27 protein-coding genes and 2 tRNA genes are annotated in these 25,577 nt (G+C 44.6%); 14 read left to right on the top strand and 15 right to left on the bottom strand.

From position 1 onward, the window contains the following. Positions 1–12 precede the first annotated feature (12 nt). The 7 genes from ACOGW3_RS18295 to ACOGW3_RS18265 form a co-directional block, all read right to left on the bottom strand. Positions 13–795 carry a retropepsin-like aspartic protease family protein gene (locus ACOGW3_RS18295; RefSeq protein ID WP_419904287.1) on the bottom strand — a complete coding sequence of 261 codons (783 nt, stop codon included), beginning with the start codon at positions 793–795 and terminating at the stop codon, positions 13–15. A gap of 102 nt (positions 796–897) precedes the next feature. Next, positions 898–1,536, bottom strand: coding sequence for a LysE family translocator (locus ACOGW3_RS18290; RefSeq protein WP_419904286.1), 639 nt, complete (start codon positions 1,534–1,536; stop codon positions 898–900). Positions 1,537–1,711: 175 nt separating this feature from the next. Continuing rightward, complete coding sequence (locus tag ACOGW3_RS18285; RefSeq protein WP_419904285.1) at positions 1,712–2,455, bottom strand: ABC transporter ATP-binding protein; 744 nt, start codon at positions 2,453–2,455, stop codon at positions 1,712–1,714. Continuing rightward, positions 2,452–2,586, bottom strand: a complete 135-nt coding sequence (locus tag ACOGW3_RS18280; protein ID WP_419904284.1) for a hypothetical protein — start codon at positions 2,584–2,586, stop codon at positions 2,452–2,454. The genes ACOGW3_RS18285 and ACOGW3_RS18280 overlap by 4 nt, the downstream gene beginning before the upstream one ends. 78 nt (positions 2,587–2,664) lie before the next feature. Beyond that, entirely contained in the window at positions 2,665–3,897 is a 1,233-nt protein-coding gene (locus ACOGW3_RS18275; protein ID WP_419901356.1) for an ISL3 family transposase, read from the bottom strand. Positions 3,898–3,967: 70 nt separating this feature from the next. Continuing rightward, positions 3,968–4,570, bottom strand: coding sequence for an ABC transporter ATP-binding protein (locus ACOGW3_RS18270; protein WP_419904283.1), 603 nt, complete (start codon positions 4,568–4,570; stop codon positions 3,968–3,970). A gap of 12 nt (positions 4,571–4,582) precedes the next feature. Further along, positions 4,583–4,966 carry a hypothetical protein gene (locus ACOGW3_RS18265; RefSeq protein ID WP_419904282.1) on the bottom strand — a complete coding sequence of 128 codons (384 nt, stop codon included), beginning with the start codon at positions 4,964–4,966 and terminating at the stop codon, positions 4,583–4,585. A gap of 40 nt (positions 4,967–5,006) precedes the next feature. Here ACOGW3_RS18265 and ACOGW3_RS18260 point away from each other — a divergent pair, with 40 nt between their 5' ends. The 5 genes from ACOGW3_RS18260 (at position 5,007) to istB (ending at position 13,900) form a co-directional block, all read left to right on the top strand. Continuing rightward, positions 5,007–7,931 carry a Tn3 family transposase gene (locus ACOGW3_RS18260; RefSeq protein ID WP_419903826.1) on the top strand — a complete coding sequence of 975 codons (2,925 nt, stop codon included), beginning with the start codon at positions 5,007–5,009 and terminating at the stop codon, positions 7,929–7,931. Between the two features lie 72 nt (positions 7,932–8,003). Beyond that, positions 8,004–10,280, top strand: coding sequence for a YecA family protein (locus ACOGW3_RS18255; protein ID WP_419904281.1), 2,277 nt, complete (start codon positions 8,004–8,006; stop codon positions 10,278–10,280). 151 nt (positions 10,281–10,431) lie between these two features. Next, positions 10,432–10,995, top strand: coding sequence for a recombinase family protein (locus tag ACOGW3_RS18250; RefSeq protein WP_419904280.1), 564 nt, complete (start codon positions 10,432–10,434; stop codon positions 10,993–10,995). Between the two features lie 587 nt (positions 10,996–11,582). Beyond that, a complete protein-coding gene (gene istA, locus ACOGW3_RS18245) occupies positions 11,583–13,091 on the top strand; it encodes an IS21 family transposase (protein ID WP_419901087.1) in 1,509 nt (502 codons plus the stop codon). Beyond that, the gene (gene istB, locus ACOGW3_RS18240) at positions 13,088–13,900 is read left to right on the top strand and encodes an IS21-like element helper ATPase IstB (protein ID WP_419901088.1); all 813 of its coding nucleotides are present in this window, start codon (positions 13,088–13,090) and stop codon (positions 13,898–13,900) included. Before istA ends, istB begins: the two co-directional genes overlap by 4 nt. 410 nt (positions 13,901–14,310) lie before the next feature. Here the strand turns inward: istB and ACOGW3_RS18235 are convergent, their stop codons facing one another. From ACOGW3_RS18235 to ACOGW3_RS18225, 3 genes are all read right to left on the bottom strand, one after another. Continuing rightward, positions 14,311–15,204 carry a 3'-5' exonuclease gene (locus tag ACOGW3_RS18235; protein WP_419904279.1) on the bottom strand — a complete coding sequence of 298 codons (894 nt, stop codon included), beginning with the start codon at positions 15,202–15,204 and terminating at the stop codon, positions 14,311–14,313. Between the two features lie 24 nt (positions 15,205–15,228). Further along, positions 15,229–15,579, bottom strand: a complete 351-nt coding sequence (locus ACOGW3_RS18230; RefSeq protein WP_419904278.1) for a hypothetical protein — start codon at positions 15,577–15,579, stop codon at positions 15,229–15,231. A 613-nt stretch (positions 15,580–16,192) separates the two neighbouring features. Further along, the gene (locus tag ACOGW3_RS18225) at positions 16,193–16,315 is read right to left on the bottom strand and encodes a hypothetical protein (protein ID WP_419904277.1); all 123 of its coding nucleotides are present in this window, start codon (positions 16,313–16,315) and stop codon (positions 16,193–16,195) included. On the opposite strand from ACOGW3_RS18225, the gene ACOGW3_RS18220 reads away from it, so the two are divergent. Beyond that, complete coding sequence (locus ACOGW3_RS18220; protein WP_419901077.1) at positions 16,302–17,534, top strand: ISL3 family transposase; 1,233 nt, start codon at positions 16,302–16,304, stop codon at positions 17,532–17,534. The genes ACOGW3_RS18225 and ACOGW3_RS18220 overlap by 14 nt on opposite strands. 274 nt (positions 17,535–17,808) lie before the next feature. Here the strand turns inward: ACOGW3_RS18220 and ACOGW3_RS18215 are convergent, their stop codons facing one another. After that, positions 17,809–18,549 carry a hypothetical protein gene (locus ACOGW3_RS18215; RefSeq protein ID WP_419904276.1) on the bottom strand — a complete coding sequence of 247 codons (741 nt, stop codon included), beginning with the start codon at positions 18,547–18,549 and terminating at the stop codon, positions 17,809–17,811. Between the two features lie 349 nt (positions 18,550–18,898). On the opposite strand from ACOGW3_RS18215, the gene ACOGW3_RS18210 reads away from it, so the two are divergent. After that, the gene (locus tag ACOGW3_RS18210) at positions 18,899–19,231 is read left to right on the top strand and encodes a hypothetical protein (protein WP_419904275.1); all 333 of its coding nucleotides are present in this window, start codon (positions 18,899–18,901) and stop codon (positions 19,229–19,231) included. A gap of 6 nt (positions 19,232–19,237) precedes the next feature. On the opposite strand, the gene ACOGW3_RS18205 is transcribed toward ACOGW3_RS18210, so the two are convergent. Continuing rightward, positions 19,238–20,470 (bottom strand): ISL3 family transposase, encoded by a 1,233-nt coding sequence (locus ACOGW3_RS18205; protein ID WP_419901077.1) that lies wholly within the window; start codon positions 20,468–20,470, stop codon positions 19,238–19,240. Here ACOGW3_RS18205 and ACOGW3_RS18200 point away from each other — a divergent pair. The 6 genes from ACOGW3_RS18200 to ACOGW3_RS18175 are packed head-to-tail and all read left to right on the top strand — an operon-like array spanning position 20,457 to position 24,302. Further along, positions 20,457–20,702 carry a hypothetical protein gene (locus tag ACOGW3_RS18200; RefSeq protein ID WP_419904274.1) on the top strand — a complete coding sequence of 82 codons (246 nt, stop codon included), beginning with the start codon at positions 20,457–20,459 and terminating at the stop codon, positions 20,700–20,702. The genes ACOGW3_RS18205 and ACOGW3_RS18200 overlap by 14 nt on opposite strands. A gap of 35 nt (positions 20,703–20,737) precedes the next feature. Next, positions 20,738–21,568 (top strand): pentapeptide repeat-containing protein, encoded by an 831-nt coding sequence (locus tag ACOGW3_RS18195; protein WP_419904273.1) that lies wholly within the window; start codon positions 20,738–20,740, stop codon positions 21,566–21,568. Between the two features lie 47 nt (positions 21,569–21,615). Beyond that, complete coding sequence (locus tag ACOGW3_RS18190) at positions 21,616–21,954, top strand: hypothetical protein (RefSeq protein ID WP_419902248.1); 339 nt, start codon at positions 21,616–21,618, stop codon at positions 21,952–21,954. Further along, entirely contained in the window at positions 21,954–22,316 is a 363-nt protein-coding gene (tnpB, locus tag ACOGW3_RS18185) for an IS66 family insertion sequence element accessory protein TnpB (RefSeq protein ID WP_419901186.1), read from the top strand. Before ACOGW3_RS18190 ends, tnpB begins: the two co-directional genes overlap by 1 nt. 55 nt (positions 22,317–22,371) lie before the next feature. Continuing rightward, on the top strand, positions 22,372–23,925 hold the full coding sequence (tnpC, locus tag ACOGW3_RS18180; protein ID WP_419902249.1) for an IS66 family transposase: 1,554 nt from the start codon (positions 22,372–22,374) through the stop codon (positions 23,923–23,925). Continuing rightward, complete coding sequence (locus ACOGW3_RS18175) at positions 23,871–24,302, top strand: pentapeptide repeat-containing protein (RefSeq protein ID WP_419905953.1); 432 nt, start codon at positions 23,871–23,873, stop codon at positions 24,300–24,302. The genes tnpC and ACOGW3_RS18175 overlap by 55 nt, the downstream gene beginning before the upstream one ends. A 190-nt stretch (positions 24,303–24,492) precedes the next feature. Here ACOGW3_RS18175 and ACOGW3_RS18170 read toward each other — a convergent pair. The 3 genes from ACOGW3_RS18170 to ACOGW3_RS18160 form a co-directional block, all read right to left on the bottom strand. After that, positions 24,493–24,569: transfer RNA gene (locus tag ACOGW3_RS18170), tRNA-Arg, on the bottom strand. 22 nt (positions 24,570–24,591) lie between these two features. Beyond that, the gene (locus ACOGW3_RS18165) at positions 24,592–24,897 is read right to left on the bottom strand and encodes an ETC complex I subunit (RefSeq protein WP_419904272.1); all 306 of its coding nucleotides are present in this window, start codon (positions 24,895–24,897) and stop codon (positions 24,592–24,594) included. 50 nt (positions 24,898–24,947) lie between these two features. Then, positions 24,948–25,024: transfer RNA gene (locus ACOGW3_RS18160), tRNA-Pro, on the bottom strand. Positions 25,025–25,237: 213 nt separating this feature from the next. Here ACOGW3_RS18160 and ACOGW3_RS18155 point away from each other — a divergent pair. Further along, positions 25,238–25,576: a DUF1491 family protein gene (locus tag ACOGW3_RS18155; protein WP_419904271.1), complete on the top strand. Its 339-nt coding sequence runs from the start codon at positions 25,238–25,240 to the stop codon at positions 25,574–25,576. Position 25,577 lies beyond the last annotated feature (1 nt).

Raw genomic sequence — 25,577 nt, 5'->3', positions numbered from 1 at the left:
GCCCCTTTCTGACTACTGCGATCTCAATATCAGCCTGTCGCCGTTAAATTCGAAGCTTTTGAATTGCTCTAGGAATGACATGCCTAGAAGTGACGTGGACATTGGTGCCTGATTGATCGAAACGCGGATGTCCCGGAATTCTCTCTCTCCCACCACTAGGCTGTAGAGTTGTGATTTGGCGCCTCGCCCGGTGCCATTGGCGGTTTCAAAAATTTGCGTAAAGCTCAGTTTATTGAAATCGAAACCCAGTCTTTTTGCGTCTCCTGGGCTTAGGACAATAGAGCTTGCCCCGGTATCAACCAGGAATTTTATTCGTTGGTTATCGGCAAGGGCTTCAACATAAAAGTGTCCGTCATTTGACCGGGAAAATACAATGGCACCAGTTGGAGATGTAGTTGCTTGGGTTGGTAAAAGGTTGCTAGATACCCGTTGTCTGAGGTCTTCAAACACATCCCGATAGCTGTAGCCTATAAACATAACAGCGAATATTGCGACCCAAATCCCAATGTCACGGAGATGTCTGGGAAGGGTTGATTTGTTTATCCTGCGTATCCCAAAGGCTGAAGACATCACCAAAAGGAGTATTGCAAGCAGGCGAACAAGATGGATTTGGTCGTCGTCGTCAGAAAGAGCACCGGGAAAGCGATCCGCCAGGAAATAAACGCCCAGAGCAGTCAGGATTAGGAGTATGATTAAAAGCCAAAAGGCTGAAATTCCGCCGCCTTCTGGTGGTTGCTCTTCGTTGTTACGTTTATTTTGGTTATGGTCAAAAGGATTTGGCGTATTCTCTGACATGGCTGATTAAAGCCCTTTTTTATTTCACAACTATAACGACACACTAATATAAGTGGGAATAGGAGCGAAAGAAATAAAGACCAACGGTTACTACTTCTAATGTTAGCTGCTTGATGTCATTAGCTTTAGCCCAAGGGCTCCCATTAGCCCGCCTGCAATACGGTCGATCCAGCTTTTAGATTTTAGATACACATTTCTGGATGCCTTAACGGATAAGGCACAAGCAACCAGTACGTACCAGCCAGTTTCGACGATAAGTAAGGCAGGAAGCAGCAGTGCAGGAAACCAAACAGAAGTTTCTGTAGGGAGAAATACAGCAAAAACGCCGCTGTAAATTAATGCAGCTTTTGGGTTGCTGATTTGGGTCATAAAAGCGTAGGAGAACGAACGGAAAAGGGTCTGTTGCCCTTTGGTGTTATCGTTTGTGGCTTCTTCTGATGAAACCAGGGGCGTCTTTGCACTGCGCCATATCTTTATGCCTAGATACACAAGATAAAGACCGCCGATAATTTTGAAGGCCGCAAAAAGCCAAACAACCTTGGTAAAAATCAGATGTAAACCAAGCAAGGCCAAACAAGCAAAAACAAGGGCGCCGAGACCCATGCCAACCGCCGCAGATATGCCATGAGTTCGTGAATTTGAGAGAGAAATTTGAGCGACAACAATAAAGCTAGGCCCTGGGGTCATTGCACCAATAATTATAACGCCGACAATTGATGCGATAGCTATAAGCTCTTCCATGCCCCCTACTCCTCAAAAAAATTGGTTGCGATAAGTTATAACTCAGACTTTAGATAGTGTTAAAGTCAATATTTGAGATCATCCAGATCACAATATTTGATGACTAGTTATGAAAAACGAAAAGGGGCCGCAGATGCGACCCCTTTAATTTCCCCCCTGGCACGCAACAGTAAATTTAGATTGCTAGATACTCCTGACGAAGTTCTTCGTTATCAAGGACTTCTTGCGCTGTACCATCAAAAACAACCTGCCCCATATCGAGGATAACCGCACGATCAGCTAGGTGAAGGGCAGCAATAGCATTTTGCTCCACGATAATCGTTGTAATACCATGGGTTTTGATTTCAACGAGGATACGCTCAATCTCATGAACAATGACAGGTGCCAAGCCTTCGTATGGTTCATCTAAAAGTAAAAGCTTCACATCCCGGGCAAGAGCACGTGCAACGGCGAGCATTTGTTGTTCTCCACCCGACATTGTGATGCCTTCTTGATTCCGGCGTTCAGCCAGTCTTGGAAAATGCTCGTATAGACGCTCAATAGACCATCCTGTTGGCTCGGTAATTTGAGCGAGCTGAAGATTTTCTTCAACGGTAAGGCCTGGAATGATCCGACGATCTTCTTGCACCAAAGCTATGCCATTTTGGGCGGCTTCAAAATCCTGCATTTTGTGAATGGGCTTGTGATCAAGCCAGATTTCACCTCGGGTAAGCTGGGGATCAGCTGCTCTGGCAATGGCACGAAGGGTGGAGGTTTTGCCCGCACCATTTCGACCAAGAAGAGCCAAAATTTCGCCTTCTCGAATATCGATACTTACTCCTTGAACGATGTAACTCTCGCCATAGAAAGCATGTAGGTCATAAGCAGAAAAATACGCAGGTGACGTACCTTCACTTTTAATAGGTTTTGTACGGCTCATAGATGTGCCCCCCCGAGATATGCTTCTTGAACACGAGGATCGCCCTTAATACCTTCTGGCGTACCCTCAGCAATGACGGTTCCCTGAGCCATAACACTGACTTTATCGGCAAGGGAAAAGACCACGTGCATATCGTGCTCAATTATGACCTTGGTAATTCCTTTACCCCCAATACTTTTAAGGGCACTTCTCCGCTTTGTTGAGTAGATTTAGGATTTCAAATAGAGCATAGATTGATTATCTGGAATGGATGATTGTCTAATTTTGAGTTTGAAGTATTCGGTATCCTTGATGCCTCTGGCTCGCTTACGGATCATTCCTATACTGACATTACCAGCCTCTATCCTGGCGCTTGTGAGCTTGTGTTTGGCGTAGTTGCAGATGCCCACACAATGTTTCCGTAGGGATTTCGCGAACTTTTTTAGATAGAGCATCTGTGACTGATCTGCTATCAGGCACCAACGTTCCAGTTGCTCCGCCATCGCCTCAAATGAAGCGGCACTCCACAGCAGCTGAAGCTGTTCTTTCAAGACGTAAAGTGCATTCAGGTTGCTATTGCTCTCCAGCAACCTTTGCAGCTTGTCACTTTGTTTTTCACTCAACTTATCCGCATTTTTGAGCAACAGATAATGTGTCCCTTTCATCAACTCTTTACCACTTGGATCGGCCTTTCTGAACTCAAGTCGACGCTGATTATGGATAGCTTTGCTGTAGTTTTTCATGACGTGGAAACGGTCAAATACTATGTCGGCCAACGGCAAGGACTCTCTGACAGCCTTTTGGTAGGCAGGCCCCATATCCATCGCTACGGCCTTTATTTTGCAGGCTGTATCTGGTTGCAGTTGTTTCAAAAACCTTGAAAAAACCTCGGCAGTTCGGCCTGCTTCAACCCAGATCAGATGACCGCCAACCATATCGTAGACCACCGTCATGTAGTCATGACCTTTCGCCCGGGCAACTTCATCTACACCAATATATTCCAAGCCAGTTAGCTCTGCAGGATCAAGCGTAGGGAGAGTTTCAATAAGGTATGCCCTGTCGATATTCTTGACCGTTTCCCATCGTATATCCAAATGTCTGGAAACCGCTTGAATAGACATATGCCGACATAATCCACTGATCAGTCGGCAAAATCGGTGAGTGAAACGGCACCCTTTATCAACAAAATCACACCCCTCAATGCGGCGTTCGCCCTTGTTAATATAAACCTGCGCCAGCTCAATCTTGACCACACAAGGATACCCAAAAAGGGGGATGTCGTTTACTTGTCGGCGGACATGCTGGTTGATGCTTCCCTTCTGGCCTGTAGCAGGGTCTATAGCCCTCCTACGCGCGTCTCGGCTGCAGTGAATGACAATCTTAACACCGCCGTCATCCAGTTTAATTTCATTTACACGTTGCCCTTTGAGGCCTAAAATATGCTGCGAGATGTTGATTGTCATATACCTGCTCTATGTAAAGTTATCAGAAACCATACATATCAACAGGTTACTTGGCGGTCGGCATCTTTTTCTACTCAACAAAGCGGAGAAGAGCCCTTTTAAGCAACTCAATCGTATTGTTGGTATCAGCACGGGACATACCAGCAGTTGGTTCGTCTAATAGCAGAAGTTTAGGATTTTGGACCAGACACATGGCCAATTCCAATCGACGTTTATCACCGCGGGATAGACTGCCCGCGATAACATCTTTCTTTGCAATCAAACCAATGTCTTCGAGCATGTGTTCCGCTTTATCCCGGACTTCATTATCGTTATCTACGCGTTTCCAGGCGTTGAAGGAAAAAGCACCATCCCGGGCCGCAAAGGTTGGAATGATGACATTGTCGAGCAAGCTTAAATCAGCAAAAATTTCTGGTGTTTGAAACACTCTGGAAACGCCTGCTTGATTGATCTCATGTGGCTTTATGCCCAGAAGTGACTGGCCATCAAAATTTACCGCTCCGGAATCAGGGATTAACAATCCCACCAAACAGTTCAAAAAAGTTGACTTTCCTGCTCCATTGGGACCAATGATTGCGTGGACGGATCCCTCTTCAACGTCAAGCTCAACCTTATTCAACGCTTTAAGGCCGCCAAAGTTTTTGTTCACATCGCGAACTTCAAGAATACCCATTATTTTATCTCTCTATTCACCGGGTTGAACTTCAGTTGAGGTCATCGGATTTATCTTTTTTTTAGTGATAATTCTTTCATAAATCCGGGTTATGCCTTCGATGATGCCGCCAGGTAGAAAAACAACGACGATCACAAACAGGGCCCCCAGAGTAAGATGCCAGCCATCACCAACAAATAACCCAGCAACTGCTACTACAGCATCTTGTAAGAATTCAGGGAGGAAACTGAAGATGCTGTGCAAAGCGCTGTCATTAAAGGCAGAGAAGATGTTTTCAAAGTACTTGATAACCCCTGCCCCGATAACTGACCTAATGACATCATAGCTGCCCAAATACGACATCTCAACGAACATAAAGAGAACAAATAGCCTGCATACGGTATAAACATTGATCATTATACTTCATCTTTTTTCATTTCAGACAAGGGATGTTGGTATGGCACACGACTGGACCGAAGCAGATGTGGGAACTCAATGGAGCTTAGGATATGACGACTTAACCCGGATCGAGGGTAAATCGTCAGGTTTCAGACTTGGTTTTGCGGCACAATTAAAGTTTTATAGTCTTGTAGGCCGTTTTCCAAAAACATGGAAAGAAATCCCTGAATTTGCACTGCCTTTCCTTGCCGACCAAGTTGGTCGGGAGGTTACTGACGTTGATTTATATGAATTTTCCAGCCGCAACAGCCAACGTCATCGTTTGGAAATTTTATCTCTCCTCAATGTGCGAAAGATGAAAGCTGATGATCGTAGGAATTTACAACTATGGTTGACCCATGAGCTTTGCTCCACCTGTACGTTAACAGGAGAGATGTTGGATCACCTGTATTTATGGTGCCTAGAACGACAACTACAGGGACCAGCTCTTAAAGAGGCCACTCGGTTGGTTAGAACGGCACGGCAACAATATGAGGATGATCTCTTGGCTCGTATTGTTATGAGGCTCGGGTATGAGACTATATGCCGCCTTGAAAATTCTCTTGACCCAACTCCACCTTCCTATGGGTTTTCGGATTTCAAAGAAGAGCCCGGGCGTGTAGCGCTCGAGAGTGTGCTTAAGGTCTCTGGACGATTGTCTTTTATACGCTCACTTGCCCTGCCACGCTCAATGATATCCAAAATTGGGCCTTACTGGCGGGAGAAATACAGGCGTCGGGTGGCACAGGAAGCCGCATGGGAAATGCGCCGGCACACAATAAACCGCCGACTTGGAATGTATGTGATTTTCTTGATTGAACGCGAAGCTGAGCTGGCGGATGGCCTAACCGATCTCTTGCTGGAAACGACTCATAAAATATCAAAAAAGGCTGAAAGCACAATTATTGCTGAAGTTTCCCGGAATGCCTCCAAGATACATGGTAAGGAAAAACTTCTTGTCGACATGGCCTTTGCTGCCCTTAGAAACCCGGACGGAGTAATTAGGGACGTTATTTTTCCGGTTGCAGGGGAAGAGAAGCTTGCTGCAATAATTAAAGGCCATAAGACGCGAGGAACATGGAACCAGCTTGTATTTCAGGTCATGAGAAGTTCCTACGCTCATCATTATCGTCCAATGTTACCTGATACTCTCAAGGTCCTGGATTTTAAATCTAACAACGTCATACATCGCCCAGTACTTAAGGCTCTTGCCTGGATTGAGAGTATGAAAAACGATACCCGCCGAATTGTCCGTCTGAAAGATGGTATCCCAATCGACGGGGTGATCGCACCGAAATGGTATAATTGCGTTGTTGAAGCCGACAGTTCGGGTTGTCTCCGAATAAATAGGATAAATTACGAACTTTGTGTTCTGCTTGCTCTACGGGACCGGATACGTTGCAAGGAAATTTGGGTTGTTGGCTCTGATCGTTATCGTAATCCGGACGATGATTTGCCTAAAGATTTTGATACTAAACGCAAGACTTACTATGAGGATCTTGGCCTTAGCCAGGATGCAAAGACCTTCACTGCAGGTATACGGGCTGAACTTGAAGCCGAATTGCTATTACTGAACAATGAACTCCCGAATAACAACCTTGTCCGGATCAAGGAGCGTGGTAAAAATAGTATATCCATTTCGCCCTATATTCCTTTACCTGAACCAACAGGATTGGCATCAGTCAAAACCGAGATCGAACGCAGATGGCCGATGACAGGGTTATTGGATCTTCTTAAAGAAAGCGCCCTTGATACTGGGTTTCTCAGTGCTTTCCAAACTTCAGGGGACAGGGTAGTTCTGGACGAAGAAACCCTCCAGCAAAGACTCCTGTTGTGTCTTTATGGTCTGGGGACGAATGCGGGACTAAAACGTATAAGTGCTGGATCTCCAGGTGTATCCTATAAAGAACTTCTTCATGTCCGGCGTAAATTCATCCACCGGGGAGCTCTCCAGGAAGCAATCAGGCAAATTGTCAATGCGACGCTTGCTATTCGTGACCCATCTATCTGGGGAGAAGTTGGCACGGCTTGCGCCTCAGATTCCAAGAAATTTGGCGCCTGGGACCGTAACCTTATGACGGAATGGCATGTCCGGTATAAGGGGCGTGGCGTCATGATTTACTGGCATGTGGCCAAGCGTTCTACCTGTATTTTTTCTCAATTGAAACGATGTTCTTCATCTGAAGTAGCTTCCATGATTGAGGGAGTGTTACGCCATTGTACTGATATGGATATTCAACGACAGTATGTAGATAGTCATGGCCAGAGCGAAGTGGCTTTTGCCTTTTGTCGTATGCTCAGTTTCGAACTGGCTCCAAGATTGAAGGCGATTGCACGTCAAAAACTATGTCTACCGTCATCAGACTTCAAAGGCCGGTTGCAAAATCTTACTCCTATCCTGAGCTCTGTCATTGACTGGGATCTGATTGAACGACAATACGATGAAATGGTTAAGTATACTGCAGCGCTGAAACATCGAACGGCAGATCCTGAAGCTATTCTACGTCGTTTTTCTCGTGGAGAAACTATGCATCCGACGTACAAGGGATTGGCGGAATTGGGGAGAGCAATCAAAACCATTTTCCTATGCAAGTATCTACGTTTGGAATCCCTGCGTCGGGAAATCCATGAGGGCCTGAATGTGGTGGAAAACTGGAATAGTGCCAACGGCTTTGTATTTTTTGGTAATGGCGGTGAGATTGCGACAAACCGTATCGATGATCAGGAGATATCCGTTTTGGCGCTACATCTTCTGCAGAGCTGTCTTGTTTACGTAAATACCAGGATGTTACAAACTGTATTATCAGAACAGGCATGGGCCGCGCGGATGACACTGGAAGATTTTCGGGGTCTTAATCCTGCTATTTACGGCCATATCAACCCGTATGGCTTCTTTGATGTCAATCTGCTGAAACGAATTGATTATCAGAGATTGGCTGCCTAAAATCAGGGGGCTAAATTTCTCTAATCGATTTTGAGTAACAAGCGGGCTGATCCAGGAACAAAGGAAGATCTTGTGTCCAAAAAACTGTTAAATACCTGTCTCGACTTTATTCAAACGTATGGTTTTGATTCGAGTGTATTTTATGAATATTTTTTATCCGTAAAATCGGACCTGTTAAGTGATGACAAGATAGCAAAAACTTTGATTCTAGGCATATCTAAAGAGGGAAAATCCGAAGAAACGAGGTTCAGTGATTTATTCACCCGCCTTCTAGATGAAGCCCGGATGGACGTTGAGAATGATGGTCTTTACGGTAAAACTTTCCTGGAAAGCTCTGAGGTCGCTCTTAAGTCCCTGCAGGCAAAAAAGAGCTTTGAGTATCACACTCATATGAACTTGGTCGAATGTTATGGAAGGGCAAGCCTAAAAGTACCTGAAGTCCTGATTTTTGATTTAAATTCGGACTTTGATACACCTGAATTTCCAACTCCATTGCCCGCCGACCTGGAACAGATGTTGACCTCTCTCCAGGAAGAGGGTGGGACATCGTATGATTTCTATCTTGCTTTGAATAATGCCTCCTCGGCTTTCCCGAGCGATGCACAAGCTGGGTTTGCCCGTTATGTTTCAACAATGGAAAATCCTGCATTTGAACGACTAGCATTGTATTGGTTGCTGGACCGAACACCTTTAATACGTGAATCTGCGGCTATGGGGTTGGCTGACAACGCGGCATTAGCCAAACTTCATCCCGAAACTCTTCAATATATGCCTATGCTACGCAGTTGGATGGGTTCTGGCCGGGCGCGGAATATAATAGATAACGCATTAAAAAATGCACGGCGCAAAGAAATTTCAGGGGCTATTGAAAATCAGGTTGCTATACAAATCCATGAGAGGAGGGCCAGTGTCGTTGACGGGGTAGGATCGCAAAGCCTTTCTATTCTGGCACAGAACGGACAAAACGTGACAGTTTCCATGTTACTTACAAAAATGGGGCATGGAATTAAAGATGCATTTGTCATTCCCTGCGACAGTCTCAAAGAAGCTCATGGAATTTTGGAGAAAGTAAGTTCGCACTCTCCAGGCTTTCTAATAGACCAACAAACACTTGAATTAATTTTACAGTCAGCATTGGCAGATGGGCTTGAACATAAGGCCCTACCAGCACCTGGCTTATTGGACGTTGTGGAACAGTGCGGACTTTTCTCTTTAAAACCTCAAGCCACATCAGTACAGGCATGGATGGAATATGTAGACCCACAAGGTGAAATAAGTGACGCGTCTCCGCAAAAACGGGGTCGCCTGGTTAATGGCGAAGACACCTGGTACAGACTCTTTCCTTTGACTGATTGCTGGTTTGAAGACAATGAAACCACCAGAGCTATTGTCTCATCAACCGGTTCAGAGCGCACAATTGAAACCAAACTCTGGAAATATCTGGAAACACGCCGGGAAATCTGGGCGCAACGAATGTTACAAACCGCAGCAATGCTGAAAGACGATCAACAAAATCCTGACTGGAAATGTTTGGCTGCCGCTGCATTCCAACTCATCAATCAGAAGGCTCTCCGTAAAATTCCTGTAATGCGAGAGATCCTCTACACAACAATTGATGCTGCAGAAGAAAAATTGCTTCAGCAACCGAGATCAACATTGTTGTATCACGATGACGATAGTCCAGAACTGTATAGCCCCTTAGGGGATGCTTTAGTGAATAATTTATCCTTTATTACAGATGGTGAATATTCCGACCAAGATGCTTCCACAATTTCAGACTGGTTTGATGTCGCGTTTGACGAGTTCGAAAAAGACCTGTTATTTGAGGAGCTTAATGACTGTGAGAAACAAAATGGATATTTCATGATCAGCTGTTTCTACGATTTTTGTTATGGTTACCATTTGGCAGGACCTGCAGATATCGATGAATATATAATAGATGACGTGTGTTTGGATATCATGCCGCGGAAAGTATCGGCGAGTGCTGAAATGTTTGCAACTTTCGCTCCGACGATAACTCGGTTTTTTACATGGAGCGAACAGCAAGGTTTTTTATCAAAGACAAAAGCTTTGCAAAAACATATTGCAAAAATTTCTCCAAAAATGATTAAGAAATCTGAAGATCCTGGAAACTGGGGAATGGCGAAATCCATGGTGTTTGGAAATTCCCCAGATGGTGAGCTAACCGAAGGTGATTTACTTGAACACCTTACAAATATGATCCCTCATGATCCTGACCTTTTCGCTGAAGACACCATCCCGCTTGAGAGAACAAGTCCTAAAGTTGGACGCAATGACCCTTGCCCATGCGGTAGTGGCAAGAAATACAAAAAATGCTGTTTGAACTGAGCAGATTTAGAAGTGTGGGTTTTGGGTATACTCCAGCCTGACGTCAGGTACATAATCTGATACTTGTCAGTATAGGGTCAATTGTTCTATCTGTTGACACAAAGTGTTCAGGGTCATAGATTCTTTCCTGACAGTTTTGAGGAAATAATAAATGATTGGTCAGCGTATCGGCTACATTCGGGTAAGCACCTATGAACAGAACCCGGAACGACAACTTGAAAAGCTCAAACTTGATCGTGTTTTTACAGATAGTGCATCTGGCAAGGATGTTAATCGCCCTCAATTAGATGAACTCTTAAAATTTGTCAGGATCGGTGACACTGTCGTTGTTCACAGTATGGATCGCCTGGCACGAAATCTTGATGACCTGCGTCAGATTGTACAGTCTCTGACAATCCGTGATGTTCGTATAGAGTTTATCAAGGAAGGCTTGACCTTCACGGGCGAGGACTTACCAATGGCGACCTTGATGTTATCAGTTATGGGAGCATTTGCAGAGTTTGAACGGTCGCTGATCCGGGAACGACAGCGTGAAGGCATCGAGTTGGCTAAAAAACGAGGCGCGTATAGAGGAAGAAAGAAGGCGCTCTCATCGGATCAGGTCTGTGATCTGAAAAAACAGGTGGCATCCGGCGTAACAAAATCACAGGTTGCACGAGACTTTTGTATCAGTCGAGAAACTTTGTATCAATACCTTCGGTTGGAAGACGGATAAGCAGCAGTGCTGAATCTTTGTTCTCTATATGTTCGTTGAGATGTCGTTTTTGGGCAGCTATGATGTCATTAGGCCTATATGGTGGATTTAATGAGTCCTGAGCCTAAAAACATCATTTTTCTATAGACTATCAGATCGAAAACACAATGCATTTCTTTTATGATTAACGTCACATGAAACGATCATTTTTAATGGTGATATATGGATGAACTCGAAGTGCTTGCTTCGATGATTTCCGGAAAAATCAAATCAACTCGATAAAGTCAAATAATGTGAGAATTACCCACGGATAAAATCACTTATTGTGGGCAGGCTAATAGATAGCGTCATTTATTGTGGGCAAGTTTGGTTTTATACGGTCACTTAATGTGAGACGGGAAAACCGGATAAGTGCAAGAATTCAGGTTTGTTCAGCGACAATAACCTTGGCCGGTTGCGACAACCACCTTGGCCGGTGGATCTGATCATTAAAAAGGGCGTGCCCGTTTGATAATCAGATCCACCGGCCAAGGCTTAATTTGGTGTTAGTTACAAGCTGCTGTGAGTTGATAAATTAGGAACCTCTAGATGTAATTGGAGGAACCTGTTTGCCGTATAAATTTATCACAGATGAACAACTGAGACTTTACATGACAGATAGAAAAACTCATGGTCAACGAACCGCCGCTGCCCGCGCAGGGTTTAGCGAACGCACGGCCCGCCGATTTGACGTTGATGCGACTTTACCGTCACAACGCAATATAAAGCGAGGGCGAACAGTTTCTGATCCGCTTGAAGATATCTGGGATAAGGACATCCTTCCCATTTTGGATAAAGACAACTCGGTCAAACCCATTACTTTGTTGCGCCACATACAGAGCCTCTATCCGCTCCGTTTTCCCGATGACCGTGTCAAGCGCACGTTAGAGCGCCGAGTTCGGGGATGGCGGGCTCTGAATGGCCCTGAAAAGGATATCATTTTCAGGCAAACACCTGAGCCGGGTTACATGGGCCAATCAGATTTCACGGATGCAGCCGACTTAAGTATTACCATTGCAGGAGATCCTTTGGTGCATCGGCTCTATCATTTTGTTCTGGTATATAGCCGATGGGAACATGTTGGGGTCGTACTTGGCGGTGAGAGTTTTACAGCCCTTGCGGAGAACTTACAAAATGCGCTTTGGTCCTTGGGGGGCGCTCCTGAAAACCACCGGACCGACAGCCTGTCTGCGGCCTTTCGGAATTTGAGCGTTGAGGAAAAGGAGGACATTACCAAACGTTATTCTGCTTTTGTTGAGCACTACGGTATGGAGGCCAGTCGAAATAACAGAGGGGAATCACACGAGAACGGTGCCATTGAATCTCACCACGGTCACCTTAAGACTGCGATAAAGCAGGCCCTGATTTTGCGTGGCAGTAATGACTTTGACACTTTGGATGAGTATCGGCGATTTTTGGACGAGCTGATTGCTAGACGGAACAAACATCGTGACCAAGATATCCAAACAGAGTTGAAATCTCTCAAGGCGTTACCTCCTCGGCGAACAACAGATTACACTGAAGTCGTGTCGAGAGTTACCAAAACAAGTGGTTTTTTAGTTAAGCAGGTTTTTTATAGCGCCCCTTCTCGCCTAATTGGTCAACGCTTGCGTGTCCATATTTACGATAACCGGATAGAAGCCTATCTAGGCAGCACTCATGTCGTCAGCCATTCTCGTGAGCGGGGGCACGGCAAAGGCCCCCGCATTCATGTTATCAATTATCATCACGTCATTCATGCTCTCAAACGTAAACCTCAGGCACTCGCCAATTCTATTTATCGTGACAGTATTTTTCCAAGAACCGAGTACTCCCTGGCCTGGACATTGTTTCAGAAAAAGTTGTCCCGCAGAGATGCGTGTCGTCAGATGGTTGGGATACTTTTCCTTGCGCACGAAGAGGCTTGTGAGGCCGAAGTCGCGCACCTGATTTCGAGAGAAATCAATGCAGGAAGGCTACCTTGCGCAAAAAAACTTAAGCTGAATATCACAAAAAAGAACACGGATTTACCTCCTGATATTCCCGTGGTTCAACCTTCATTATCAGTCTTTGATACTCTGTTGGAGGATCGGGCATGACAAACATTGAAGTGGATCAGCACAAGCTGCCTCTTATGCTAACTGACTTACGATTACCCAGCTTTCACAAACACTGGCAAGATATCGCAATCCAATCCGACAAGGAGGGCTGGTCAGCAGCCAGGTTCCTTGCCGTTTTGGCCGAATATGAATTGGCCGAAAGGGACACGCGACGCATTCAACGCCATCTCAACGCATCAAACCTGCTGGGCGGAAAAACTCTGGCCACTTTTAACTTCAAGCGGCTGCCTAACGTGAAAAAGGCGCAGGTCGAAGCCTTGTCTGCCGGTGACTGGATTGACGCAAGAGCAAATCTGATTGCCATTGGAAATTCAGGGGGAGGAAAAACTCATCTCCTATGCGCCGTAGGTTATGCTCTTATAGAGGCTGGATACCGTGTGCTCTATACGCAAACCAGTGATCTGGTGCAAAAACTCCAGGCTGCCAGACGTGAACTTATGCTCGAAAACGCCCTCGCAAAACTCGATAAATTTGATCTCATCATTCTCGATGATATTACCTATGCACAAAGGGATATATCTGAAACATCCGTGCTCTTTGAATTGATCGCCAGACGATATGAGTACCGAAGTATTGCAATTGCTGCCAATCAACCTTTTAGCGGATGGGACAATATTTTTCAAGATAAGGCCATGACCGTTGCAGCAATCGATCGTCTTGTTCACCACTCAACCATTCTTGAGATGAATATCGACAGCTACAGACAATGGGAAGCCGCCCAAAATCTCAAAAAAATGTTGCGGAAAACCACAAACAAAAAGGTGAAAAATATGCCTGAAGCATCGTAAATAAACGTCAGATCACAGCCGCATCAAAAGCGGCCAAGGTGGTTGACGCAACCGGACAAAGTGGTTGACGCTCTACAACCGTAGGCGTTTTGTTTTTTATTTGCCTTTGTGCGAAAAATATCCGTCCGTTTGCTTGTACAGGCAACAAGGGTTTGGGCTTGTCAGGAAATTATGTAAATTAATTAACTTGTGATTACTTTTTTTTGATAATGTGTAAAATATTATATAAGTTACTGAATTTACATGTTATTATTTAAGTTTTGAAAAGTAACCGAAATCGAACACATCCCAAATAGTTCATTGGATTAGTCGGTTTTTCGAAGATATTGAAAAGAACGAAACGAATACCCATGGCTAATGGGCGCCCCCAAAGTAAGTGCTCCAGGGCGGGCTAAAATAGGAGTTGGCGTTTAAATTCTATTAGAATAACGCTCAAAAGCCGTTATACGTTTTACCGGAATAAAGGTATCGGAGTTCGTGTAAATTTCTGTCTTGAGATAAGCTAGCTCTGCTTCCTGGTCATCTTCTGAGCAATCAATATACCAGGCTTTGGGTTGCCCATTCGCCCCATCGTTCCATCTATAGCCTCGCCCTTTTAATATATCCTTGCTCTGAAATGGCGCCTTCTCTGCGCATATTCTAAATACGGGTTTTCGGGCACTTTCCAAAAGAGCTTTTAATGCTTTTTCACCAGATTTGGGGAGGTCTCTGGATAAGATTTCAAGGCCCGCGCGACAGTCAGTTTCAGCCCGGTGTGCATCGTAGAAAAATCCGTAGTGAACGGCGATATATTCGAGTTTTGATCCTGCAACCCCTTCTTTGCTCCAGGAAATGTCTTTCTGAGAACACCCCCAGGATTTTTTTTCAAAGACAGGCCAGGTCATCTCAACGAACTTACGGTCAAACCCGGCATTGTGGGCAATCACGATATCAACATCAGAAACAATTCTATGCACCAGATCATGATCTATCTTCTTGCCCTGAACCATCTCATTGCTAATACCTGTTAATGTAGTAATCTCGGCAGATATCGCTTTTTTAGGTTCCTGAAGTTGATCAAAAGCGCTCCCAAGATCGAGAAGCTGCCCATCCCGAGTAAAACGAAACGGGATCATCGCTAATTCGATGATTTCATCCTGTTCGTGATTTAGCCCTGTGGTTTCCACATCAATATAAAGCCCCTTACGGATGTTCGTCAGATCCGGTTGAAAATCATGATATTGATTTTTAATCTGTAAACGTTGCAGAACACGGAAGTCTTCTGTGGCATCAAGTTCTTCTGCTAATTGATTGTAACGATACATTAATTGATCTTTATAGGTCTGTGTTTACGCGTAATGTGTTGTTAAGTAATCGAGTAACCAAACTCTGTCTTCAGGCCGTAAGTCCGGTGCAAGTTCTAGATCTTTTCCCTTATGAACTATAGTTAGATAAGTACCATCTTTTTCTTTACCAAGGTTCAACTTCAAAAGTTCTGAAGGGGAAATCTCAAATCGCTTACTTCTACCTAGTAGATCAAACAACGTGAGGTTTTTTAATATCATGGCTAAAAGCATATTAAACGGTCTAGCTCTTCTTAATCCGCTATCTATATAGCAATTTTTATTTTTAAGTAACAGGATTTGAGGGCGAGAAAATCTAAGTATTCGAAATGTTATTAATGAAGTTAGAGCAAGCATGGCAAAAGAAATAACTCCTATAACTCTAGGATTTAAATTTGTTTCAGGCTTGTAAAAATTAAATATGTAAAAGGTGATGGCCTAGCCATATAAGTGTCCATATCAAACACCAAATACCGATTAGATAGTTGAAAATCCCATTTTTCTTGTGCGGAATAACCAGCCTTGGATAGCCCTCATTCCAGTCGATTTTTATCTTTGAACCTGCGGGAGGGCTCATAGAAATTCTTTGCCGAAGTTTGAGTTCGGAGCTGATTTTTGATGTCTTTATATTCTCTGTCATAAACTGCGCTATTACTTTCAAACTCTAACAATAATGAACTTCTGAGAAATAACCGAGCCTTGACTACATACTTGAGATCTATATGTCAGCCAAATGCTAACTTATCAAGGTTTCCAAAAAATCTATTGATGATGAACCTCATCACAGGCATTGTTACATGATCTCAATATATTAGCTTCCTTTGGTTTTGTGGTAATGAGCGAAGAAAATATAACATCACAACCTATTTCCTTTCTTGTGGACAAGGCTCTGCCAAGTCTTAAGCGGGGGTTTAAGTGGTGGGAACTTTCTGACGGTATCATTGGGAATGATCAGGAAACATCAGCCATTTTAGAGAACATACAGGCTCTTCTCCGCTTTGTTGAGTAGAAAAAGATGCCGACCGCCAAGTAACCTGTTGATATGTATGGTTTCTGATAACTTTACATAGAGCAGGTATATGACAATCAACATCTCGCAGCATATTTTAGGCCTCAAAGGGCAACGTGTAAATGAAATTAAACTGGATGACGGCGGTGTTAAGATTGTCATTCACTGCAGCCGAGACGCGCGTAGGAGGGCTATAGACCCTGCTACAGGCCAGAAGGGAAGCATCAACCAGCATGTCCGCCGACAAGTAAACGACATCCCCCTTTTTGGGTATCCTTGTGTGGTCGAGATTGAGCTGGCGCAGGTTTATATTAACAAGGGCGAACGCCGCATTGAGGGGTGTGATTTTGTTGATAAAGGGTGCCGTTTCACTCACCGATTTTGCCGACTGATCAGTGGATTATGTCGGCATATGTCTATTCAAGCGGTTTCCAGACATTTGGATATACGATGGGAAACGGTCAAGAATATCGACAGGGCATACCTTATTGAAACTCTCCCTACGCTTGATCCTGCAGAGCTAACTGGCTTGGAATATATTGGTGTAGATGAAGTTGCCCGGGCGAAAGGTCATGACTACATGACGGTGGTCTACGATATGGTTGGCGGTCATCTGATCTGGGTTGAAGCAGGCCGAACTGCCGAGGTTTTTTCAAGGTTTTTGAAACAACTGCAACCAGATACAGCCTGCAAAATAAAGGCCGTAGCGATGGATATGGGGCCTGCCTACCAAAAGGCTGTCAGAGAGTCCTTGCCGTTGGCCGACATAGTATTTGACCGTTTCCACGTCATGAAAAACTACAGCAAAGCTATCCATAATCAGCGTCGACTTGAGTTCAGAAAGGCCGATCCAAGTGGTAAAGAGTTGATGAAAGGGACGCATTATCTGTTGCTCAAAAATGCGGATAAGTTGAGTGAAAAACAAAGTGACAAGCTGCAAAGGTTGCTGGAGAGCAATAGCAACCTGAATGCACTTTACGTCTTGAAAGAACAGCTTCAGCTGCTGTGGAGTGCCGCTTCATTTGAGGCGATGGCGGAGCAACTGGAACGTTGGTGCCTGATAGCAGATCAGTCACAGATGCTCTATCTAAAAAAGTTCGCGAAATCCCTACGGAAACATTGTGTGGGCATCTGCAACTACGCCAAACACAAGCTCACAAGCGCCAGGATAGAGGCTGGTAATGTCAGTATAGGAATGATCCGTAAGCGAGCCAGAGGCATCAAGGATACCGAATACTTCAAACTCAAAATTAGACAATCATCCATTCCAGATAATCAATCTATGCTCTATTTGAAATCCTAAATCTACTCAACAAAGCGGAGAAGAGCCAACATACAAATATCGATTATCCAGCAAGAAGATAAAATCCCTCCTCTAATTCATGCGGGTTCGACGTCGGTGACTGCTATCGTCTTCGGACAAAATTGGGCACAAAGTTGCAATGGATCAACCCTACCCGATGAAGAATTCGATCTAACCGTTACTGAACAATATGTAAAAGTACTTGAAGAGAACACGCCGATGGTACACGAAATTATTGCCCCTCTATATCACCCTGACAAAGGCAATTGTATTGTTAGTTATGAGCGTCTTTTGTTGCCTTGTCGTTTTCGAAGTGGGGGGAATGTAATTGGGAGCGTGACGGGTTTGAAATCATTCGCTGTTCTGCCAAATACTCCAAATCACGACGCGCCATCCAAACCAACCAATCGTTCGGATTAATATCTCGTGGTTGCTCTGCCCAATGAGAACCTATGGGTTCACAATGGAAGTAGCCTTCTTTCAGGGCAAAACCTGAAAGACATAATCTCTCATCCATAAAGCCATATACATAATCAGGCTCCCATTTCAAAAGTGCAGTAGGCAGAGCAATGCGGGACATTAAGCCAGCAAGGTTCATCCGCGCACAAGACCGATCAACCCAAACATCACCATGATAAACCACCCGGCCCTTAATCTGTTGTGCTGCAGGACTAGAGCTTTCTTTGAGTTTGCCACCATGGAGACGTTTCAGGTGTTGTTGCCAATAGGACGCCAGGGTGGTCGCACCAAGTTCTGATAACCGCATGACCTGGGTGCCGACCGTTTCTCCCTTTGTATTGAAGCCCCTCACCCAAAATCCATTTCTCGGCATGATGTCATAATATTTTGAACTGAAGGGTTCAGAGATATTTTTTCGACCTTCTATGGATTTGCATACACGTTCAAGTTCATGGAAGTCTTCACTGACCTCAATCCCAACCCCTTTACCCTCAAGTTCCATTTCCAAGCTGGATATCAACCGTGTCACGGCATGTATGACAGAAGCTTTTTGCATTGTTACACCCCTATAAAGTACTGTTTGAAAAGAAGAAAGGAACATATAGGAATGATTATGAACTTCTTGTTAGCCTAAATAATTTGGCTCGGGATTAACACAGGAGCTATTTGACTGAGGGTCAACTGGCGGTTGCTTATTGGCACGTTCGCTTCATAATTTCCTGCTTGTACGTCGTAGGTCGTTGGAACCTGAAACCCTTCAGATTTCGGCAACGAGAATGCAGACGTAGGGGATAACGCAAGAAATAAAGCCATCACATAATCATAATTTTTCTACCATAGAGATTAAATATCTCTGGACACTCAGCGAGTCCTATTGTGAATATTCGTATAGTGAGGGAGTGAAGATGTTTGAACCAAATCAAAGTACCAATGATATCGCTCATAAAAAAACATACACCAAAAAAAATGTAGGAATTGCCCTCGCCCTTTTGGCTACTTTTGGAGCTCTTGGGTTTCATCGGCATTACCTTGGGAGGCACTTTAGTGGAAGTCTTATGGCTATTCTTTTTAGTGCAGTGATTACGGCTTACTATCATGGGGAAATTGAGCTGCAGTACGGCTTCATCGTAATACTGGTATTGTGGATAGCTATGGATGGAATCTGGGCTTATAAAGCTGTTGAAGACAATAATCTCTTTGTATCCAATCCAAATAGAGGCACTTCTCCGCTTTGTTGAGTAGATTTAGGATTTCAAATAGAGCATAGATTGATTATCTGGAATGGATGATTGTCTAATTTTGAGTTTGAAGTATTCGGTATCCTTGATGCCTCTGGCTCGCTTACGGATCATTCCTATACTGACATTACCAGCCTCTATCCTGGCGCTTGTGAGCTTGTGTTTGGCGTAGTTGCAGATGCCCACACAATGTTTCCGTAGGGATTTCGCGAACTTTTTTAGATAGAGCATCTGTGACTGATCTGCTATCAGGCACCAACGTTCCAGTTGCTCCGCCATCGCCTCAAATGAAGCGGCACTCCACAGCAGCTGAAGCTGTTCTTTCAAGACGTAAAGTGCATTCAGGTTGCTATTGCTCTCCAGCAACCTTTGCAGCTTGTCACTTTGTTTTTCACTCAACTTATCCGCATTTTTGAGCAACAGATAATGTGTCCCTTTCATCAACTCTTTACCACTTGGATCGGCCTTTCTGAACTCAAGTCGACGCTGATTATGGATAGCTTTGCTGTAGTTTTTCATGACGTGGAAACGGTCAAATACTATGTCGGCCAACGGCAAGGACTCTCTGACAGCCTTTTGGTAGGCAGGCCCCATATCCATCGCTACGGCCTTTATTTTGCAGGCTGTATCTGGTTGCAGTTGTTTCAAAAACCTTGAAAAAACCTCGGCAGTTCGGCCTGCTTCAACCCAGATCAGATGACCGCCAACCATATCGTAGACCACCGTCATGTAGTCATGACCTTTCGCCCGGGCAACTTCATCTACACCAATATATTCCAAGCCAGTTAGCTCTGCAGGATCAAGCGTAGGGAGAGTTTCAATAAGGTATGCCCTGTCGATATTCTTGACCGTTTCCCATCGTATATCCAAATGTCTGGAAACCGCTTGAATAGACATATGCCGACATAATCCACTGATCAGTCGGCAAAATCGGTGAGTGAAACGGCACCCTTTATCAACAAAATCACACCCCTCAATGCGGCGTTCGCCCTTGTTAATATAAACCTGCGCCAGCTCAATCTCGACCACACAAGGATACCCAAAAAGGGGGATGTCGTTTACTTGTCGGCGGACATGCTGGTTGATGCTTCCCTTCTGGCCTGTAGCAGGGTCTATAGCCCTCCTACGCGCGTCTCGGCTGCAGTGAATGACAATCTTAACACCGCCGTCATCCAGTTTAATTTCATTTACACGTTGCCCTTTGAGGCCTAAAATATGCTGCGAGATGTTGATTGTCATATACCTGCTCTATGTAAAGTTATCAGAAACCATACATATCAACAGGTTACTTGGCGGTCGGCATCTTTTTCTACTCAACAAAGCGGAGAAGAGCCCAAATAGAGAACTTATGAAAAGCATGTCAAAGACTTGTCCTGATTGCGCTGAAACCGTCAAAAAGGAAGCGAGAGTGTGCCGCTATTGTAGGTTTGAATTTTTGCCCAAGAATAATAAGCCAGTTACCGATAGTTAAATCCATCACGCAGCCTCCCTCTTCAGGACTTCACCATGAACATTAAAGACCCGTTTAAAATTCCAGGGATACTGCTGGTTATCATTGGAGCTTTGTTTTTTGGAGCGCTACTGTACCTAGTCTCTGCAAACAGTTCGATAACCTCGACTGTTAACCCATCTGCTAGTGATGTTGCATTCTGGAGCCTTCAGTATTGGGGAGGTGAAAATGCCGGCCTTGCTGAAACACTCCGCAACATCATGCTTAGCTTTGGTGTCATCGGGGCAGGTATTGGGCTTTGGTTGGCTTGGAGGAGAACTGGCGTATTGGAGGCTCAAAGAGATCTTGAAATTAAGAAACATGATGCTGAGCAGTTCAATAAAGCTTTTGAACAACTTGGAAACAGTAGCCCTCATGTGAGAATGGCGTCTCTTATTCAATTGTGGAAAGGTGTTGAACAGAAAATCTTTGAACAGTCATCTTTTTTCTTGATATTTGATGAATATTTGGTGTCCACAAGTAGCAAAATGGGACCACTTAAGGGTGATGAAGTTGATGAGAGCACTCGTCAAATCAGAAGAGAAGCTAAGACTGAAACAAGGTCCATTGTTCAATTTTACAAAAACGAAATGGGTACCAAAGACAAATCTAAAAGGGTTGTTGAAATCGGCCTACAATCTAGCTATTTGCACAGGTGGACCTATATAAATTTGTACGATATGAATTTGGCTGATGTTGATCTTGAGTACGTGGATTTTGAAGGAAGCAATCTCAAGAGGATTAATTTCTATAAAGCAAAATTGAATAGCGCTAATTTTGTTCAAACTAAACTGAACAATGCCAACTTTTATCGTGAGCGTGACGTTAACCCCATCTTTTTGAGTTAAGTCGCAGCAAGTATGCTTCATTTTTTCCTTATGAATGGAGTAGCTTAATGTCCTCAGTTGATCAAAAATTATCGCCTACAGAAATTCAGTGGCTGTCTCATACGCGTATCTGTGATCAGAGTGGACTTGGGATGAAAGCTTATGCCGAGGCCCACGATCTTGATCTGAAGGATTTTTACCACCATAAAGGTGAACTGGTTAAGAAAGGTCTTTTTGCTGTTACAGGTGTGGATGAAAATTTGCATCGGGTTTTATCTGGTTCAGAAGATATCCCAGTACGACTGCATTGCCTGGTTATCTTGCGCAACGGGCTTGAAGTTAACTGGCCTGTGTCGGGCCGGACATCAGATCTGACATCCATTGTTAATGCCCTTGAAGGTGTCTGATGCGCCGACCTTCGGATGCTTTGCCTGTTATTTATCTTTGCGCGAAGCCTGTGGATTTTCGCAAAGGGATAAATGGCTTGTCCATTCTTGTAGATGATATCCTGAGCCTTGACCCATTTTCAGGTCATCTCTTTGTTTTCAGCAATCGCCTAAGCAACAAGATAAAAATGTTGTATTGGGAAAAGAACGGATTTTGTATGTGGCAGAAGAGCCTTGAAAAGGATCTATTTTCATGGCCTGTTCATTTGAGCAAAGGAGCCCTGATTGAGCTCAATGGCAGGCAACTGAACTGGCTTCTGGATGGTGTTGATCTTCGCCATGTGAACGAGCATAAATCTGTGAATTACTCGGCAATATATTAAATATTTATAGTACTTTATACTATTTTGGTGAGTATAAATTTGCTATACTCCGGCTATGTCAAAAGCGCACTCCAACCTCCTGGAAAGTAATGAAGAATTGCGGGTATTAAACCGTGGGCTTCATGCGCGTATTGATATTCTTGAAGAGCAAAACAGGTTGTTGCGGCATCAACAGTTTGCCCCCTCCAGTGAGAAGTCAGTCCCTGAACAACAGGGCCATTTGTTTGATGAAGCTGAGGAAACGGCTGAGGATGGCACCGAGACAGAAGACGACATTGGGGAAATTGCAGTTCCAGCTCACACTCGTAAAAAAGGTGGGCGCCGTTCTTTGTCTGAAGACTTGCCTCGTGTCCGGATTGAGCACGATATCCCAGAAGAACAAAAGCTTTGCGCCTGCGGGTGCGGCCTCATGTCCAGGATCGGGGAAGAAGTCACCGAGCAGCTTGATATAATTCCCGCTAAAATACAGGTGTTACAGCATGTGCGCTTCAAGTACGCCTGTAAATCATGCGAAGAAGGCGTAACAATTGCACCTCTGCCGCCACAACCCATACCAAAAAGCATCGCATCCCCAGGGTTGCTGGCTTACATCGTAACGGGAAAGTATGTGGATGGCCTGCCCCTCTACCGTATGGTACCTGTTCTGAACCGCTCCGGGATTGAGTTTAACCGGACATTACTCTCCCGGTGGGTGATCAAATGTGGCGATCTGGTTCAGCCCCTGATCAATCTGTTTACTGATCACCTTTTAAACTACGATATCATTGCTATGGATGAGACCGGGGTTCAGGTGCTGAAAGAACCAGGGAAAAAGCCTCAAAGCAAATCCTACATGTGGGGACAAAAAGGTGGGCCTCCGGATCAGCCGGTCATTCTATTCCACTACGATCCATCCAGGGGAGAGCACGTGGCAAAGGGATTGCTGGAAGATTACACCGGTTATCTTGTCAGTGACGGGTATCAGGTCTATCTGAATGTGACATCCGACAGCACAATCGTTGGGGTTGGCTGCATGGCTCACGTTAGACGCAAGTTCAATGATGTCATCAAGGCACTAGAGAAATCCAAAAAGCGAAAACCTGGTCTCGCCGACCATGCTATGAAAGCGATCAGGAGCTTATACCGTATAGAGAAACTGGCCAAAGACATGAGCAATCACGAACGTCAGAGATTGCGTGAGGAAAAGGCCAAACCAATCCTTGAAGACTTGAGAGAGTGGATCACCAAAGTTATATCGACGACCCCGCCGACATCGTTACTTGGTAAGGCTTTGCACTATATCGACAAGCAGTGGCCGAGGCTCATTCGCTACCTTGATGATGGCCGTCTACCAATTGATAACAATGAAATGGAGCGCGTAATCAAACCATTTGTTATAGGAAGAAAAAATTGGTTGTTTTCAAACTCCCAGAACGGGGCAAAGGCCAGTGCAAATCTCTACGGCATAGTGGAGACGGCTAAGGCTAACGGCATCGAGCCATATTCTTACCTACGACATATTTTTACTGAGTTACCAAAGGCTCAAACCGTCGAAGACTTCGAAGCTTTGCTACCCTGGAACGTCGACAGAAACAACGTAACACCTTTCATCAGGCAAAAGAACCTGTAGTTAACGTCACGCTCACCTTTTATCTAGCCCAACTTGTTGGGGTAAATTTTGCACAAGCCGATCTTAGGGATACTAATTTTGTTCAAGCTAATCTGTTTAATGCTCACTTTGTGCAAGCCGATTTGAGTGAAGCAAACTTCTTGGGAGCAGATTTGCTTAACACGGACCTATTCAGAGCAAATTTGAGTGGAGCCTCCTTTGAAAACGTAGAAAATCTTACTCAATATCAACTTGATGAAGCGTGGGCGTACAGAGATTGTCCGCCTATTCAACTTCCAGAAGGACTTGTGATGAATCGGTTGATGCCTAGAGATCCTGAAGAGTTTGCTTCAATGGAAGCGCTTGAACGGCTTGACGATGAAGATGCCGCGGAATAGCTAATTTTTTTCAACTGCATTTTCAAACCCTCTAGCAGTCTCAACATCCGGCTTTATATCCCTGATTACCTTCATCAAATCATTGAGCTCACTGGTCGCGATTGAGCTGTTCTTAAAAGAGACCTTTTCCTCCCTCATAAAACGAAAAACCCCCGACACTCATTTTCTCAAAGAGTATCAGGGGTTTATATGGTGCGCCCGGCAGGATTCGAACCTGCGACCTACTGATTAGAAGTCAGTTGCTCTATCCAGCTGAGCTACGGGCGCTTTATTGTTTTAGGAGAAGAACTTAGTGCGTCCAGCGACCCAGGCGGGTGGTGCTGAAATTATCACCATAGCCTTTGGCTTTGTACTTGCGCTCTTTCGGTTCTTCAACGCTATACATTACGCCTTCACGCTGAGCGTAAGATATAGCTTCTTCTTTGGTGTCAAACCACATACGGAGCTGTCCGCGCGTATCGCGACTGGATGTCCACCCCATAAGAGATTCAATTTCTCTAGCTGTATCCGGCTCATACTCTACAAGCCACCGCTTTGTATTGGCGCGGCCAGATTGCATAGCATTTTTGGGAGGCTGATAGATACGAACTTGCATGTTAGATCCCCAAGAATTCGGTTGTAACGAAACCGACGTAAGAATTTTGGTGGTCGGGGAGAGAGGATTCGAACCTCCGACCCTCTGGTCCCAAACCAGATGCGCTACCAGGCTGCGCTACTCCCCGTGACCACGGTCATCGTATAAGACAGAGTAACACGCAAGGCAACTAACTTTTTATAAAATTGACGTCTTTTTTATAATCGGCTGATTTTTTATAAAGGTGTTGTATTTTTTACGATAAAAGACACATTGCCCTGGATTGTTTAAAAATCTTATAAGGTCCATTCAATCTGTATTATTTGATCGTGACCGCACAGAAGAAAGAAGTACTAAAGTAATGATGTCCTCATCTCTTGGATCCGATTTTTGGATAATGGCTCAGGTACGGCAATCCAACCAGGAAGGCACCCCTGCGATGGTTATCCATAAAGGAGATCCGGATAGAGGCAGCTTACTTCTGAAAATCAACCTTTTAGGCCCGGGATGTCAGGTTTTAAGTCAAACCCGTGATATCGACGGTAACCTCGCTTGGCTTGCAGCGAACAAGGGCGAGTTAATGGAAGAACGGGATGCAGACGAGTACATAGGTCGCGCGATCAAACGCGACCCGGATGTATGGGTCATCGAGTTTGAAGATAAAAGCGGCACCAACCCCTTTGGTGGCGAAATCCTTTAAG

The sequence above is a fragment of the Kiloniella sp. genome (assembly GCF_965205715.1).
Lineage (GTDB): Bacteria > Pseudomonadota > Alphaproteobacteria > Kiloniellales > Kiloniellaceae > Kiloniella.
Note: the sequence above shows the minus strand (reverse complement) of the source record. Positions and strands in the feature narration are given on the sequence as shown.

Excerpts from the sequence above, each read along its gene's own strand:
- ACOGW3_RS18225 (WP_419904277.1), bottom strand. The coding sequence starts at position 16,315 with ATGTTGATTGTCATATACCTGCTCTATGTAAAGTTATCAGAAACCATA.
- ACOGW3_RS18295 (WP_419904287.1), bottom strand. The coding sequence starts at position 795 with ATGTCAGAGAATACGCCAAATCCTTTTGACCATAACCAAAATAAACGT.
- ACOGW3_RS18290 (WP_419904286.1), bottom strand. The coding sequence starts at position 1,536 with ATGGAAGAGCTTATAGCTATCGCATCAATTGTCGGCGTTATAATTATT.
- ACOGW3_RS18205 (WP_419901077.1), bottom strand. The coding sequence starts at position 20,470 with ATGACAATCAACATCTCGCAGCATATTTTAGGCCTCAAAGGGCAACGT.
- ACOGW3_RS18280 (WP_419904284.1), bottom strand. The coding sequence starts at position 2,586 with ATGCACGTGGTCTTTTCCCTTGCCGATAAAGTCAGTGTTATGGCTCAG.
- ACOGW3_RS18220 (WP_419901077.1), top strand. The coding sequence starts at position 16,302 with ATGACAATCAACATCTCGCAGCATATTTTAGGCCTCAAAGGGCAACGT.
- tnpC (WP_419902249.1), top strand. The coding sequence starts at position 22,372 with ATGTCAAAAGCGCACTCCAACCTCCTGGAAAGTAATGAAGAATTGCGG.
- tnpB (WP_419901186.1), top strand. The coding sequence starts at position 21,954 with ATGCGCCGACCTTCGGATGCTTTGCCTGTTATTTATCTTTGCGCGAAG.
- ACOGW3_RS18195 (WP_419904273.1), top strand. The coding sequence starts at position 20,738 with ATGAACATTAAAGACCCGTTTAAAATTCCAGGGATACTGCTGGTTATC.
- ACOGW3_RS18230 (WP_419904278.1), bottom strand. The coding sequence starts at position 15,579 with ATGCTTGCTCTAACTTCATTAATAACATTTCGAATACTTAGATTTTCT.
- ACOGW3_RS18260 (WP_419903826.1), top strand. The coding sequence starts at position 5,007 with ATGGCACACGACTGGACCGAAGCAGATGTGGGAACTCAATGGAGCTTA.
- ACOGW3_RS18200 (WP_419904274.1), top strand. The coding sequence starts at position 20,457 with ATGTTGATTGTCATATACCTGCTCTATGTAAAGTTATCAGAAACCATA.
- ACOGW3_RS18285 (WP_419904285.1), bottom strand. The coding sequence starts at position 2,455 with ATGAGCCGTACAAAACCTATTAAAAGTGAAGGTACGTCACCTGCGTAT.
- ACOGW3_RS18270 (WP_419904283.1), bottom strand. The coding sequence starts at position 4,570 with ATGGGTATTCTTGAAGTTCGCGATGTGAACAAAAACTTTGGCGGCCTT.
- ACOGW3_RS18165 (WP_419904272.1), bottom strand. The coding sequence starts at position 24,897 with ATGCAAGTTCGTATCTATCAGCCTCCCAAAAATGCTATGCAATCTGGC.
- ACOGW3_RS18265 (WP_419904282.1), bottom strand. The coding sequence starts at position 4,966 with ATGATCAATGTTTATACCGTATGCAGGCTATTTGTTCTCTTTATGTTC.
- ACOGW3_RS18250 (WP_419904280.1), top strand. The coding sequence starts at position 10,432 with ATGATTGGTCAGCGTATCGGCTACATTCGGGTAAGCACCTATGAACAG.
- ACOGW3_RS18155 (WP_419904271.1), top strand. The coding sequence starts at position 25,238 with ATGATGTCCTCATCTCTTGGATCCGATTTTTGGATAATGGCTCAGGTA.
- ACOGW3_RS18210 (WP_419904275.1), top strand. The coding sequence starts at position 18,899 with ATGTTTGAACCAAATCAAAGTACCAATGATATCGCTCATAAAAAAACA.
- ACOGW3_RS18190 (WP_419902248.1), top strand. The coding sequence starts at position 21,616 with ATGTCCTCAGTTGATCAAAAATTATCGCCTACAGAAATTCAGTGGCTG.
- ACOGW3_RS18275 (WP_419901356.1), bottom strand. The coding sequence starts at position 3,897 with ATGACAATCAACATCTCGCAGCATATTTTAGGCCTCAAAGGGCAACGT.
- istB (WP_419901088.1), top strand. The coding sequence starts at position 13,088 with ATGACAAACATTGAAGTGGATCAGCACAAGCTGCCTCTTATGCTAACT.
- ACOGW3_RS18215 (WP_419904276.1), bottom strand. The coding sequence starts at position 18,549 with ATGCAAAAAGCTTCTGTCATACATGCCGTGACACGGTTGATATCCAGC.
- ACOGW3_RS18235 (WP_419904279.1), bottom strand. The coding sequence starts at position 15,204 with ATGTATCGTTACAATCAATTAGCAGAAGAACTTGATGCCACAGAAGAC.